The organism is Ruegeria sp. G7 (assembly GCF_056535465.1).
The window spans coordinates 2424076-2437466 of the sequence record NZ_JBQFIL010000001.1 but is presented as its reverse complement, the minus strand read 5'-3'; the positions used below and the strand labels follow the sequence as shown (position 1 = coordinate 2437466).

Here is a 13391-nt window from a genome sequence, read left to right as displayed (position 1 = left end):
CATCATTTGTCTTCATCGGGCGATGCTTTCGCACCTGAACTGAATATCCCCCACGATGGAAGCTTCACCCCGATATCATAGACGAGCAGGCCATAAAGCGCAGTCGCAAGAGGAATGCCATTCGCTGCAATCTCAACGATTGATCCGGTCACAAAGCCATGCGCCATCCACATGGAAAAAGATGTCATCGCGCCAAGCCTAACAGCCATCGCGGAGTCACGGCTCAGCAATGTCAGGGAAAGCACCGATGTGCCAACAGCCGGAAGCAATTGTGTAAGGGATCGGCTCAACAAGAACGAAACCGAAACAGCAGACGCCCCGACCGCAGGCAATAGATGAAGCGGATTCTCAAACGTGAAATACGCTGCGATCCAGTAGAGCAGAATGAAAAAGATGATGATCGGGTTTCGATACTTTTGACTGACAACACTCGAAACAATCAACTGCACAGCAATCAGCCCGGCGATAATCGCCGCGAGGGGCACGCCCAGTGCCACGTAGTGAGCCACCCAGAAAATGTTCGAAAACCCCAGAAATAAGGTAAGTCTATTTCGCTCTTTTGATCTGGCAGAGAAAACTTGAAAGCCAAAAGCAATCGCCCCGAGGAGTTGTGCCAGGATGTATGAGGCTGAAATCAAAAAACACTCTCCTCTTTGTCATGTTGCGTCATTGCTCGGGTGGACCCTCATAAGGATAGTGTGAGGGGAAACTCATCCTGCCATCCTTCCTGTCTTTCCGGTCGAAAAAGATCACAGAACGACGAAATCTGTAGAGAAAAGACCATCCAGAGCGTCGCTGGACGGAAAAATAGGCAATTGTGACGAAGGCAGAGCAATTGAACGTGTTAAGGCTTGCGGTTTACATCCGATATTGGGAGCGAAGTTTTTTGGCTCAGTGCGGTCTATTCCGCTTCGGCTTGAGACGTCTTATTCCCCACGATTGCTTCGAGAGCACTACGAGTGCGCGGTTTGCAGAACCGCAATCCGTCAAACCTAGGTCGCATAGAACCCATACTTTGTTGCCAAATCCAGACATTCCGGCAACGGTCGAAGACCGTCTGAAGCGGAAGGCGACATAATGCAAGCGGCTGCGGCACTCACAGCGTATCTCAAGGAATCCTGCAGGTGCTGCTCGTCATGCAATCCCAAAAGGAATCCAGCGGCAAACGCGTCTCCGGCACCCAGCTTCGATTGAATCAGCGAATGAGGTAAACAAATGGCGGGCTGAGTGTAACGAACTCCATCAGGGCCAACACAGACCGCCCCAAATTCAGAATGAAGCACAACGGCTCGGCGAACCCCAAGCTCCAGTATTTCTTGGGCAAGGCCCTGCATCTCGGCGAGCTCTGCGGCCGCTCGGTCAGTTTTTCGTCCGATCAGCCAACAGGCTTCGATCTCATTGAGGATCAAAAAATCCAAATGTGGTGCAGAACTTGCGACGATCTCGCGAAACTGCGGGTGCTGACGGCTGACCAGATCAGCGACCGTCGTCATCCCGGCATCGCTTGCAGATTCCAGCGCACGGCTGGCAGAAGTGCTGCCGTCGGCACCGCGCGCATCCAAAGCTCTGAGCATCGTCAAATAGCCAATGTAAAAGATCTTCGAAGTCATCCCCACGACCTCGGAAGGATCTATGTCGAATTGGTCATTGGCGCCCGGATAGTGGAAGAAGGTTCGCCTTCCTGTGGACTGGACCGACATCACGTCCGTCCATGAGGTGCTCTGATCAGGAGAAACCCGAAGCCCGCTGGTGTCTATGCCATGACGTTGACAGTCTTCGAGTATCCAACGTCCATTGCTATCGTCCCCCAAAAGTCCCTTTGCAACCAAGGGAAAGTCAGCCCCCAATGCAGCAAGATCGCGAAGCAGATTGTAAGGACCCCCGCCGTTGAATTGCGATTGCGATCGCACCAGCGTCAACTGATCCTGGGTCGGGTACTCATCAATGATCTTGACGTGATCAACGACATAGTTGCCTGCTGCGATCACGCCGCTGCGATGCAATTCGCGCATGCGATTTCCCTTTTTTTACGGCGCAACGGGTCGCTTTATACCCAGCTTTGAATTGGGTTCACGAATGTCAAGTTTGGCCGCGTCCCTTGGGTCTTTGCTTTGACGTGGTCGTTAACCACTATCACAACGCTGAGCTGCAAGAAAATCTGCAGATCGCGGGCGATGCCATCGAATGGTTCAACCTGTCGCTTCTCCGATCCGGAAGCACTGACTTTTGTCAGCTTGCACCGGGCTGGAAACTGCTATGGGCAGCGCCAAGGAGTGCGTAATAACCATGTCCGTCGTCACAACCCGGCAGCTTGAAGATGCCCTTCGCGATCAACAGCGCACCAAGGATAATGCCGCTCGCCATTCACCTTCACGATAACCTCGTCCACTTGAAAGGCCGTTGGCCGAGATATCACTTTCTCCAGCGATTTGTGGGAGAAAATGCGGAGCGTGCCGGTTCCCGGGGAGCGTTGAGCCACAACTCACGACCTGAGTGCATGCCCCCACCCTGAACTGCGGGCACAGCAGACGTTCGCATGCGATGCAACAGACGGGTGTCGGCGACCCCACAATTTGGATGAACGCCACCGTTGTCGGCGACTTCTGCTTCCCACTGCGCACGGCGTTCAGCGACAGTGTCTGTATCTTCCAGAACAGGTGCATTGAGTTCGTTTACGTTCAGGTCAGCGATGATCTCGTCACCGTCTTTGATCAAGGCTATTGGCCCCCCAAGCGCCGCCTCCGGCCCAACATGACCGATTACCAGCCCAACCGATCCGCCCGAGAAACGCGCGTCCGTCATCAGGGCAACCGTAATTCCCCGCTCACGACACAGCGTCGTGATGCGCGCCGTGGCATCCAGCATCTCTGGCATGCCAGGTGCACCCGAAGGTCCCTCGTATCGGACAATGATCATGTCCTTGTCTTCGAAACCCAACGGATTGGTATCGAGCATCTCGAGCAAGCTCGCCTCGCCTTCAAAGACCCGCGCCTTGCCTTTGAATACGTTGTTCTCGAGGCCACGCTCCACGCCTGCCAGCTTGAGGATGGCGCCGAATTCGGGCGACAGGTTGCCGCCCAGCAGGCGCAACCCTCCCGTTTCCTTGAACGGGGCCGAAACGGGATAGATCACTTTTCCATCCGGCGCAGCAGCGCCCAGTCGTTCGACCTGTTCGGCCAGGTTTTCGCCGGTGCAGGTCGGGGCATCACCGTTGACAATACCGGCGTCTATCAGTTCCTTAACGATCACCTGCACACCACCGACCCTGTCGATATCCACCATTGAATAGCGGCCATAGGGGCGCGCGTCGGTTAAGACCGGAACGACTTTCTGCGACCATTCGTTGAATTCTTCTGGGGTTACAATTTCCTTCCAAAAATTCGCATAACCCGCTGCGCGCGCGATTTCCGGCGCGTGCAGAACGACATTGGTTGAGCCACCGATCGCCATCGCGACAGCCAGTGCATTGCGCAGCGAGTCACGGCCGACGATATCCCTCGGACGTGTGTCATTTTCGATCAGATTTGCAAGGTAGCCCACCAATTGCGATGGGAACTCTTCCATACGGCGTGGATCGTCAGACGGCGGTGCGACCATATGCAAAGGTTGCATACCCAACACGCCGATGAAGGTTTGCATTGTATTGTATGTAAAGATACCGCCACATGATCCGATCCCCGGGCAGGCAATACAGGCAATACGCTTGCGGTAAGCGGCGTCCGCATTTCCGGCAACCTGGTAAGCCGAGATAATATCCAGCATTTCGCCGGTCTCAGGGTCCTTTGAGGGATGAATGGAACCGTCCGACATCATGATGGCAGGCTGGTTGTGCTCCAGCAATGCGGCCAAGGTTCCTACAGGCGGTTTATCACATGCTACAACAGCGATCGTTCCACCCAGCCCGGAGGCGGAGAGGTGTTCGGAAAACACATCATTGGTCACTTCGCGTCCAATAAGAGAATAACGCATCTCGCGCGTGCCGTTGCGAATGCCGTCGGACGTTGCGATGGAATACTCTGGCTGGACCAGGCGCATGGCGATCTTGCCGGCGTCCTTGCCAATCTGGTCTCGCAGAGCCGCGTGAATCGCCTCTACTTTCGGCTGCACGCCGAGATAGCACTGGCTGTCGCCCTTCGTGCCCACAACACCAATAGAGGGCGCGTGGATCAATTCCTCATCCGTACCGAGTTCACGCGCGATCCCGTAAGCCTGGGAATTACGCCCGGGATGGTTGTCGATCAGCACAGGGTTCTTGGCCATGGGTTTCCTCCGAAATTACGCGATATCTCTTTTGACTGAAGTTGGCCGATCGGGTCGCCATTCAGGTAAATCCAGATGCAACAGAAGGCCTTAGAGTTCGTTTTTACAGAAGCCTAATCAAGTTGTTTCGTCAATGAAACTTAAAACGCTGAAACGACTTTGACAGGAGCAAGGGGGCTGGGTCTTCAGAATCAAACTACGTGTGCCACCTCACCGTTGATGTTTACGAATTGAAAATGAAACGCGACGACTTTGCATCTCAACCGGCTAGTGCCGTTCCAAGTGATGGGTTCATAGCGTTTGTGTCTAACTGTTCGGCCCAAAGATGCCTTTTATCTACCGATCAACATACCATGTTGCGGGCCGCATAGCTGCCGTTCGCTGTGCTTGCACTATGTGGAAGGTGGTCAACGTTTCAAGAGCGGACATATCAGTCGTTGGCACGTTACAGATTGCTAGTGAAAACCTTACCAGACATGATGGTAGAGCATGAAGTGGTGAGGAGTTCTGTAGTTGCACTATTTGAGAACATCGGACGATCGTTTCGTGGACCTGCCCGGTTATGCATATGCACCGAATTACGTTGATGATCTGCCGGGCTATGAAGGAATTCGGGTTCATTATGTGGATGAAGGCGCAGGCGATGCACAGAGAACGTTCTTGTGCTTGCCGGGAGAGCCAACTTGGGCCTACCTCTATCGTCGCATGATACCCATTTTTTCGAACTCTGGTGCGCGGGTGGTTGTGCCCGACTGGTTGGGTTTCGGAAGGTCAGACAAACCTACCAACGACGCGGTCTACACCTTTGACTTTCACCGAAAGATGATGCTTGCCTTCGTTGAGAAACTGGATCTTCAGAACATCACATTGGTTGTACAAGACTGGGGCGGCATCCTGGGACTGACATTGCCAATGGATCAACGCGACCGTTATTCCCGATTGATCGTTATGAATACGGCAATCCCCGTCGGAGACGATCTCGGAGAAGGCTTCAAAAGCTGGAAAGGCTATGTGGCAAGCCGGCCAGACCTGGATTGCAGTGCATTGATGAAACGGGCCTGTCCACATTTAACTGAGGCAGAAGCGCAAGCCTATGAAGCACCGTTCCCCGACCAACGCTACAAGGCAGGTGTTCGTCGCTTTCCGCAAATGGTGATGATTGAGCAAGGGATGGACGGCATCGAGACAGCAAAGCGTGCCCGAAAGTTCTGGCAATCTGAATGGGAGGGAGAAAGCTTCATGGCCGTCGGAGCCAAGGATCCGGTTCTGGGCGTCCCAGTGATGAACCAGCTGCGCCAGATTATCAGAGGCTGTCCGGAGCCGATGGTTTTGGAGGAAGCTGGGCATTTTCTGCAAGAGTGGGGCGAACCGATTGCTCAGATCGCACTAAAACACTTTGGCGACACCAGCAGTGCAAAGGACGACTAACCCTGCCGCGACGGTAAGCTTTGGGTCTACTTCAGGTTCCATTCCGGACCTCGGTGCTATTGCAGTACAAGCCCCCGCCCCGCTGTCAAGCGGATGATCTCAGGACTTGGTTTTAGAGTATTTGAAAGAGGCAGGTCTGCTCATGGGCGAAAGCTCCTCAACACCCCTACCCGCTCGAGTAAAGTTCTTCTGACAGTGCCAGCCCAGCAACTACCACCAAATCAATGGTCTAGAACCTCGTTGGACTAAATCACAACCCGGCTCGTGACTTCCCAAGTACCTCTCTGTTCACGATGTTCTCTGGGGCGTCCCCCTGCAACAAACGGGCCACCTCGCGCGGCGCTCCGTGCTGTAAACCTTCGAACGCCTCGACCGAATACCAGGCGGCGTGGGGATTCAGGATGACATTGTCTCGGCCATGCAAAGGATGTTCCGGCGGCAGCGGTTCAGGGTCTGTCGTATCCAGGGCCGCGCCGGCGATTTCCCCATTGTCCAAAGCGGCAATCAGGGCGTCAGTATCAATTACCGGACCGCGGGAGCAATTGACGATCACGCAATCCGAACGCATAGCGCCGAAGGCTTCGCGCCCGATCATGCCCCGCGTCTGTGGCAATAAGGGGGCGTGAACCGAGACGAATTGCGAGGTCGCATAAAGCTCCTCCAGTGTCACCTTGCGTCCGGGGGCATCAAATTGGCCGCTGTCCACGAAAGGATCGAACCAGACGATATCCATCCCGAACCCATTAGCGCGTTTGGCCACCTCTCGGGCAATGTTTCCGAACCCGATCAGGCCGAGTGTGGTGCGAGACAACCGCCGCAAGGGTTTGGCGTCCATCACGGCCCAATGCCCGGCGCGCACACGGCGGTCGAGATAGGCAGTTTTGCGCGCTGCAGTCAAAAGCAATGCCATCGCGTGATCGGCGACCTCTTCGATGCAGTAGCTTGGGTTGTTGGTAACAATGATACCCGCCTCGGTCGCGGCATCCAGATCTATGGTATCCACGCCAATCCCGTATCGGGCGATGATCTTGCAGTTGTCCATCCGCGCCATCGACTTGGCCGTGATCGGTCCGGCATAGGTATTGAGCAGGGCATCGCAGGTGCTGGCGGCCTCCAGAAACTCATCCTCAGTCTTTGTTTGCATGGCAATCAGTTCTGCAGTCTCGCCAAGGATTTTCTCCTCGATATGCAGCGAGTCCCAGACGAAATCGGTGATTACAACATTGGCTTTGGTCATGGGTCCCTCGTCACTGTGCTGCTGCGCCGAACAGGTGTTTGCGGCTTTCTTCGCTGACGGTTGGTTTGGTGTTGATCGAGGTGCCAATCTCATAGCTGCGTTTGACAGCGGGGCGCTCGGCAATCGCGTCATGCCAGCGCTTGAGATGCGGGAAATCGGCCATATCCTGCCCTTGCTTTTCGTAGAGTATGATCCACGGCCAGCAAGCCATATCGGCAATCGAATATTCACCAGCGATAAAGGCGCGGTCTGCAAGCCGTTTGTTCAAAATACCGTAGAGCCGCCCGGTCTCCGCCACATAGCGTTTCTGGGCGTAAGGCACCTGCTCTGGGGCGTAATGATTGAAGTGATGGTTCTGGCCCAGCATCGGGCCCAACCCGGCCATCTGCCAATACAGCCATTGCAGCGTGTCCCATTTGCCCTTTGGGTCAGTGGGTAGGAATTTGCCGGATTTCTCGGCCATGTATTCCAGCATGGCCCCGGATTCAAAAAGCGAGATCGAGGCACCGCCGCCGATGGGATCATGATCCACCATGGCTGGAATTCGGTTATTGGGTGCAATTTTCAGAAAGTCCGGGGCGAACTGCGCACCTTCCGAAATATTGATGGGCTTGATCTGATAGTCGAGGCCACTTTCTTCGAGAAAAATAAGCGGTTTGTATCCGTTTGGAGTTGTCCAGAAGTATAGATCAATCATGGGCTTTCCTTTGGTGGGTCCAGAACGCTGAATGCGGTCTCGACGATGTCATCCATCCATGGGCTGAGATCGGGGTTGCGTGACAACACGCGTAACCCCTGTGCGGTGTTGACCAGATGCCGGGCGAGGCTTGAGGCGGAACGTTCTGTGGTGAACTGCCCCATCTCCTGCCCGCGTTTGACGAGGATTTCGAAGACGGTTTCGATGATCGAGATGCCCTTGGTCAGACCACGTGCGGTTTCGGCGTCGCGGCCCGTCAACTCGATGGCAGTGTTGGTCAAAAGACAGCCCGGGCCTTTTGTGCCGGTCGCAGTTTTGGCTAACCCGGCAAAATGCTCGCGCAGCGCGGCCCTTGGGTCGCTGGCGTCACTGAGGCTACCCAGGCGACCATCCTGAAGACGCGTGCAGTAGAGATCGAGTGCCTTATGGAACAAAGCTTGCTTGTCCCCGAACGCAGCATAAATGGCCGCACGGCTCATCCCCATGGCCTCTTCCAGCGCGCTGAGTGAGGCTCTTTCAAAGCCGTTTTGCCAAAAGACCTGCATGGCCGCCAACAGCGCCTCATCGTGGTTATGGGTGCGGGGTCTGCCCATTTCTCATGCTCCTTAATTATCAACCGAAAAGTATTTTACGGCCGATATCATGCCCCCGATACGGTGTCACCCGCGCCACCCGTCAAGAAAACTCAGAAGTTCCGCATTCACCCGTTCCGGTTGTTCCTCCTGTGGCAGGTGCCCACATTCCGGAATGGCCATCCCACGGACATCGCGGCCCATGCCTTTCCAGATATCCAGAACGTCAAACATGCCGCCCACAAGCTCGAAATCCCGGCCCCATAGGCTGAGGATCGGGCAGTCAATCAGGTGATCTGCATCCTCCAGATCCTGTGCCAGATCCTCTGCCCCTGCCCTGTAGTCGTTGAAGCCACCACGCAGCGCGCCGGGTTGGCTGTAGGCCCGGACATACTCGGCCACTTCCCAGTCCTGCATCATGTCCGGGTCGTAGGACCATGTTGAAAAGAAATGGCGTAGCCAGATTTCCTCGCGGCCTTGGATCAGCGCTTCGGGCAGGTCTGGCACCTGATTAAAGGTGAAGAACCAGTAGCCTTTGGCAATTTTTGCATCCATCGCGGTAAAGACGACGCGCGTGGGGATGTTGTCCATCACAACCAGCCGGTCAATCGCATCCCGGTGATCCTTGGCAAACCGGGTGCTGACGCGCGCGCCGCGATCATGGCCGACCAGCGCGATTTTTTGATGCCCCAAATGCGCCATCAACGCACGGATATCGGCAGCCATCGTGCGCTTGTCATATCCGGTGGCGGGTTTTTCACTGTCCCCATACCCGCGCAGGTCCGGAATGATAAGCTTGTAGTGCTGCGACAGCGCGGGCACCTGTTTGCGCCACGCAAAAGACGTCTCAGGCCAGCCGTGCAACAGGTAGACGGGTGGGCCGTCCCCGGCCTCCATCCAGCTGATCTTGATGCCATTGATCCGCGCGCTGTGCCGGGTCGTTCCCGCGATCTTCATGGTGTCCCCCAAGCCTTGACTGTCTGCCGCTGCTGACCCAGCCCGTCGATGCCCAGTTCGATGACGTCACCTGGCTGCAGGTAAACGGGGTTCGGCTTTATTCCCATTCCCACGCCGGGCGGCGTGCCAGTGGCGATGATGTCACCGGGTTCCAGTTGGTAGAACCGCGAGGCGTATGAAACGATCTGCGGCACACTGAAAATCAGCGTGTGTGTCGAGCCGTCCTGATATGTCTTCCCGTTCACCTTTAGCCAGAGCGGCAAGGCACCGGGGTCGGCGACCTCGTCCCTCGTGACTAACCAGGGCCCGACGGGGGCAAAGCCCGGAAAGCTCTTGCCTTTGGTCCATTGGCCGACCCGCTCCAGCTGATACTCCCGCTCGGACAGGTCATTGACCACGCAATAGCCCGCCAGATGCGACAGCGCGTCCGCCTCATCAATATACAGACCACCGGTCCCGACAATCAGGCCAAGTTCCACTTCCCAATCGCTTTTCTCAGACCCCTTGGGCAGGGTAATATCGTCAAATGCCCCGGTTGCCCGGCACCCTTTCAGAAAAATGATCGGTTCCGCGGGGGCGTCCATACCAGCCTCGGCCGCATGGTCCGAGTAGTTCAGACCAATGCAGATGATTTTGGAGGTGCCGGACACTGGCGGGCCCATACGCACCGGTTGATCAAGCAGCGGCAAGTCCGCCGGGTTCAGATTGGCAAGCCGCTCAAGCCCTGCGTCCGACAGGACCTCTCCGGCGATGTCATCGACATGCGCAGACAGGTCGCGCAACTGGTTGTCGGCGTCCACCAATGCGGGTTTTTCAGCACCCGGCTGGCCATATCGGACAAGTTTCATGCGTATTCCTTCAGATTTGCGGTGGGCAGCCGTCGATGGCGACCAGATGAAAGATTGCGGCGTTGTCGCGATATCGGATGATTTCCTGATATTGGTCCGAGCGGTAACAGGCCAAAGCGGTCTCAAAATCCGGGAATTCCGCGACAACCAGTTTCCGCCCGTCTTCCGGGCCTTCGAACGTCTGGCTTTCGCCGCCGCGTACGATATGCCGCCCTCCGAATTCCTTCAAAACGGCGGGCGACCGTTTACCATATTCCGCAAACGCTTTGGGATCATTCACGTCGACCCAGACAACCCAATAGGCTGGCATTACTCTTTCCCCTTTCCAGTGAGATAGGCACCGATCTCGCCCACGATGCCGCGACGAAACACCAGAACGCAGATGATGAAGATGGCCCCAAGCGCGACCTGAACCGGAAAGGCCGAGCCCGCGAGGATGTGTTCGAGCCCCACCACAAAACCTGCGCCAACCAGCGGGCCGAACACGGTGCCCAACCCGCCCAGCAGAGTCATCAGGATGACCTGACCGGACATTGTCCATTGGACATCTGTCAGAGTCGCCAGTTGGAACACGATGGGCTTGATGGCCCCCGCCAGCCCGGTCAGCCCTGCGGACAAGGTGAACGCCAGCAGTTTCAACCGGTCGACACGGTAGCCAAGTGAAATCGCGCGCTGTTCATCCTCACGGATTGCCTTGAGCGCCTGACCAAAGGGGGAATGGATCGCGCGCCAGACCACCCAGAAACCGATCAGAAAGACGCCCAGCACCGTGTAGTACATGGCATAATCCGAAGACAGATCGATCAGACCAAGAAGGTGCCCGCGTGGGATCGCCTGTATCCCGTCCTCGCCACCAGTAAAGGGGGCCTGAAGGAACAGGAAGTAGACCATCTGCGCCAGTGCAAGCGTCACCATGGCAAAATAAATACCCTGACGGCGGATTGCGATTGCGCCCATCACAGCCCCCATGAGTGTGGCCGCGAGTGTCGCCAGTATGACGGCCAGTTCCAGCGGCAGGCCCCAGGCTTTGATCGCGTGAGCCGAGAAATAGGAAGCCCCACCGAAGAAAGCGGCGTGCCCGAAGCTGACCAATCCCCCGAAGCCGATCAATAGGTTAAACGCTGTTGCGAACAAGCCGAAGATCAGGATCTTGATCGCGAAGATCGGATAGATCATGAACGGCGCTGCCATCAAAAGGCTGATCCCGACGCCCAGACCCAGCTTGGTCAACGATGTTGTGCGACGCGTCTCAAATGCCGTGCTTGCCATGTCAGTGCGCCTCTTGTCCGAACAACCCGGTGGGCCGGAAAATCAGAACGACACCCATCGCAACGAAGATCACGATATTGGCCGCTTCGGGGTAGAATACTTTAGTGAGACCTTCGAGAAGCCCAAGCCCGTAGCCGCTGATGATGGCCCCCTCGATCGAGCCGAGGCCACCGATCACCACGACCGCAAACACAACGATAATCAGGTTGGCTCCCATGGTCGGATTGACCTGAAAAATCGGGGCTGCCAACACGCCCGCAAGACCGGCCAGACCTGCGCCCAACGCGTAGGTCAGCGTGATAAGCATCGGAACGTTGATGCCAAACGCCTGCACGAGGGACGGGTTCTCGGTCGCGGCCCGCAAGTATGATCCCATGCGCGTGCGTTCGATCAGCAGCCAGACGGCCAGGCAGACAAGAACCGATGCGACGATGACCCAGGCCCTGTAATTGGGCAGGAACATGAACCCAAGGTTCTGCCCGCCCTGCAACGCATCCGGGATTGGATAAGGTTTGCCCGATACGCCGTAGAAGTACCGGAACCCCCCTTCGAGGATCAGTGCGATACCAAATGTCAGCAGCAGCCCGTACAGGGGATCGAGCGTGTAGATACGCCGGATCAGGCCGCGCTCCAGCACCGCGCCGAATGCGCCGACGAGCAGCGGCACCAGAATGAACGCGCCCCAATATCCGATCCCGGCATAGGTCAGCAGGAACCAGGCCGCAAATGCGCCCAGCATGTAAAGGGCACCATGGGCAAAGTTGATGACACGAAGAAGGCCGAAGATCACCGCCAACCCAAGACTGAGCAAAGCGTAGAAAGACCCGTTGATAAGCCCGATCAGAAGCTGTCCAAAGAGGACCGCAACCGGGATGCCGAAAACCTCACCCATGGTCACGCCTCAATTGCTGAGCGCGCAGCCAGAGGCTGCTTCTGACAGGAAGGCGACGTCGCCGGGGATCGTACGGATCAGGTTGTAGTAATCCCAGCGCCCGCTGCTGTCGTCAGGCGACTTAACCTCGGCCAGATGCAGGTCATAGACCATGCGACCGTTCGACAGAACTTTGCCCCCGTTTGCAAAGAAATCGTCGACCTCAGCCTCTCGCATCTTGGCTTGAACGGCATCGGCATCGTCTGTTCCCGCGGCCTCAACCGCCCGCAGGTAATGCAGGGTGGCGGAATACACACCGGCCTGAATGGCGGTTGGCTTGGCCCCATGTTCGGCCTCAAACCGTTCCGAGAATGCGCGGGCTTCGTCGGACTGATCCCAGTAGAAGCCGGTGGTCAGCTGCAGGCCCTGCGCCTGATCCAGCCCGATTGAATCCACGTCGGTCAGGAATATCAGCAACGAGGCCAGCGCCTGTCCGGTCTGTGTGATCCCAAACTCGGCTGCCTGCTTGATCGACGTCGCGGTATCTGTCCCGGCATTGGCAAGGCCGATAACCTGCGCCCCTGACGCCTGCGCCTGCAGCAGGAAAGCAGACAGATCAGCTGTGTTCAAAGGGTGGCGAACCACGCCAACAACAGAACCGCCATCGCCATCGACAACCTTCGAGACCTGTTCTTCCAGAGAATAGCCAAAAGAGTAGTCGGCTGTCAGGAAGAACCAGGATTTACCCCCGCCCTCAAGCACCGCTTTGGCAGTGCCGACCGATTGCGAATGCGTATCCCAGACCCAGTGAAACCCGTAGGGAGAGCACGCCTCGCCCGTCAGACGCGTTGTGCCCGCGCCCGTAGTGATATTGATCTTGTTCTGCGCGCGCGCCAGTTCCTGCACGGCCAGCGCAACCGAGGAATTGCCGATATCTGTCACCATATCGACGCCGCCGATATCGAACCATTCGCGGACAAGGTTGGTAGCGATGTCAGGCTTGTTCTGGTGATCTGCGGCGACGATCTCAATCGGTGCGCCCAGAACGGTTCCCCCAAAATCTTCGACAGCCAAACGCGCCGCCACTTCCGAACCGGGGCCCGACAAGTCGGCGAAGGGGCCCGAGCGATCTCCGATCACTCCGATCCGAACAACATCATCTGAAACTTGAGCCGACGCCATTGTTCCCAAAAGACCCGCGGCCAATGCAAAAGTGCATAGGTTTTTCATTACTTCCTCCCTAATCGGCGTG

General features: G+C 56.5%; 13 protein-coding genes. 1 reads left to right on the top strand and 12 read right to left on the bottom strand.

The annotated features are described in order from the left end of the window. Positions 1-2: 2 nt before the first annotated feature. The 3 genes from ACR3EN_RS12240 to ACR3EN_RS12230 all read right to left on the bottom strand — a co-directional run bounded on the left by ACR3EN_RS12240 (position 3) and on the right by ACR3EN_RS12230 (position 4260). Positions 3-638: a YgjV family protein gene (locus ACR3EN_RS12240; protein WP_480825632.1), complete on the bottom strand. Its 636-nt coding sequence runs from the start codon at positions 636-638 to the stop codon at positions 3-5. 354 nt (positions 639-992) lie between these two features. Next, complete coding sequence (locus tag ACR3EN_RS12235) at positions 993-2012, bottom strand: carbohydrate kinase family protein (protein WP_480825634.1); 1020 nt, start codon at positions 2010-2012, stop codon at positions 993-995. A gap of 400 nt (positions 2013-2412) precedes the next feature. After that, entirely contained in the window at positions 2413-4260 is a 1848-nt protein-coding gene (locus tag ACR3EN_RS12230) for a dihydroxy-acid dehydratase domain-containing protein (protein ID WP_480825636.1), read from the bottom strand. Positions 4261-4773: 513 nt separating this feature from the next. Here ACR3EN_RS12230 and ACR3EN_RS12225 point away from each other — a divergent pair. Then, positions 4774-5688: a haloalkane dehalogenase gene (locus ACR3EN_RS12225; protein WP_480871172.1), complete on the top strand. Its 915-nt coding sequence runs from the start codon at positions 4774-4776 to the stop codon at positions 5686-5688. Between the two features lie 250 nt (positions 5689-5938). Here the strand turns inward: ACR3EN_RS12225 and ACR3EN_RS12220 are convergent, their stop codons facing one another. The 9 genes from ACR3EN_RS12220 to ACR3EN_RS12180 form a co-directional block, all read right to left on the bottom strand. Beyond that, the gene (locus tag ACR3EN_RS12220; RefSeq protein WP_480825638.1) at positions 5939-6925 is read right to left on the bottom strand and encodes a C-terminal binding protein; all 987 of its coding nucleotides are present in this window, start codon (positions 6923-6925) and stop codon (positions 5939-5941) included. A 10-nt stretch (positions 6926-6935) separates the two neighbouring features. After that, entirely contained in the window at positions 6936-7622 is a 687-nt protein-coding gene (locus ACR3EN_RS12215) for a glutathione binding-like protein (protein WP_480825639.1), read from the bottom strand. Beyond that, the gene (locus ACR3EN_RS12210) at positions 7619-8215 is read right to left on the bottom strand and encodes a TetR/AcrR family transcriptional regulator (RefSeq protein ID WP_480825641.1); all 597 of its coding nucleotides are present in this window, start codon (positions 8213-8215) and stop codon (positions 7619-7621) included. The genes ACR3EN_RS12215 and ACR3EN_RS12210 overlap by 4 nt, the downstream gene beginning before the upstream one ends. Positions 8216-8281: 66 nt before the next feature. Beyond that, positions 8282-9151, bottom strand: coding sequence for an alpha/beta fold hydrolase (locus ACR3EN_RS12205; protein WP_480825643.1), 870 nt, complete (start codon positions 9149-9151; stop codon positions 8282-8284). After that, a complete protein-coding gene (locus ACR3EN_RS12200) occupies positions 9148-9999 on the bottom strand; it encodes a fumarylacetoacetate hydrolase family protein (RefSeq protein ID WP_480825645.1) in 852 nt (283 codons plus the stop codon). Before ACR3EN_RS12200 ends, ACR3EN_RS12205 begins: the two co-directional genes overlap by 4 nt. A 10-nt stretch (positions 10000-10009) precedes the next feature. Then, positions 10010-10309, bottom strand: coding sequence for a DUF1330 domain-containing protein (locus tag ACR3EN_RS12195; RefSeq protein ID WP_480825647.1), 300 nt, complete (start codon positions 10307-10309; stop codon positions 10010-10012). Next, complete coding sequence (locus ACR3EN_RS12190; protein ID WP_480825649.1) at positions 10309-11268, bottom strand: branched-chain amino acid ABC transporter permease; 960 nt, start codon at positions 11266-11268, stop codon at positions 10309-10311. Before ACR3EN_RS12190 ends, ACR3EN_RS12195 begins: the two co-directional genes overlap by 1 nt. Position 11269: 1 nt before the next feature. Beyond that, on the bottom strand, positions 11270-12160 hold the full coding sequence (locus tag ACR3EN_RS12185; RefSeq protein ID WP_480825651.1) for a branched-chain amino acid ABC transporter permease: 891 nt from the start codon (positions 12158-12160) through the stop codon (positions 11270-11272). Between the two features lie 9 nt (positions 12161-12169). Further along, on the bottom strand, positions 12170-13369 hold the full coding sequence (locus tag ACR3EN_RS12180) for an ABC transporter substrate-binding protein (RefSeq protein ID WP_480825653.1): 1200 nt from the start codon (positions 13367-13369) through the stop codon (positions 12170-12172). Between the last annotated feature and the right edge of the window lie 22 nt (positions 13370-13391).

Excerpts from the sequence above, each read along its gene's own strand:
- ACR3EN_RS12235 (WP_480825634.1), bottom strand. The coding sequence starts at position 2,012 with ATGCGCGAATTGCATCGCAGCGGCGTGATCGCAGCAGGCAACTATGTC.
- ACR3EN_RS12230 (WP_480825636.1), bottom strand. The coding sequence starts at position 4,260 with ATGGCCAAGAACCCTGTGCTGATCGACAACCATCCCGGGCGTAATTCC.
- ACR3EN_RS12220 (WP_480825638.1), bottom strand. The coding sequence starts at position 6,925 with ATGACCAAAGCCAATGTTGTAATCACCGATTTCGTCTGGGACTCGCTG.
- ACR3EN_RS12215 (WP_480825639.1), bottom strand. The coding sequence starts at position 7,622 with ATGATTGATCTATACTTCTGGACAACTCCAAACGGATACAAACCGCTT.
- ACR3EN_RS12210 (WP_480825641.1), bottom strand. The coding sequence starts at position 8,215 with ATGGGCAGACCCCGCACCCATAACCACGATGAGGCGCTGTTGGCGGCC.
- ACR3EN_RS12205 (WP_480825643.1), bottom strand. The coding sequence starts at position 9,151 with ATGAAGATCGCGGGAACGACCCGGCACAGCGCGCGGATCAATGGCATC.
- ACR3EN_RS12200 (WP_480825645.1), bottom strand. The coding sequence starts at position 9,999 with ATGAAACTTGTCCGATATGGCCAGCCGGGTGCTGAAAAACCCGCATTG.
- ACR3EN_RS12195 (WP_480825647.1), bottom strand. The coding sequence starts at position 10,309 with ATGCCAGCCTATTGGGTTGTCTGGGTCGACGTGAATGATCCCAAAGCG.
- ACR3EN_RS12190 (WP_480825649.1), bottom strand. The coding sequence starts at position 11,268 with ATGGCAAGCACGGCATTTGAGACGCGTCGCACAACATCGTTGACCAAG.
- ACR3EN_RS12185 (WP_480825651.1), bottom strand. The coding sequence starts at position 12,160 with ATGGGTGAGGTTTTCGGCATCCCGGTTGCGGTCCTCTTTGGACAGCTT.
- ACR3EN_RS12180 (WP_480825653.1), bottom strand. The coding sequence starts at position 13,369 with ATGAAAAACCTATGCACTTTTGCATTGGCCGCGGGTCTTTTGGGAACA.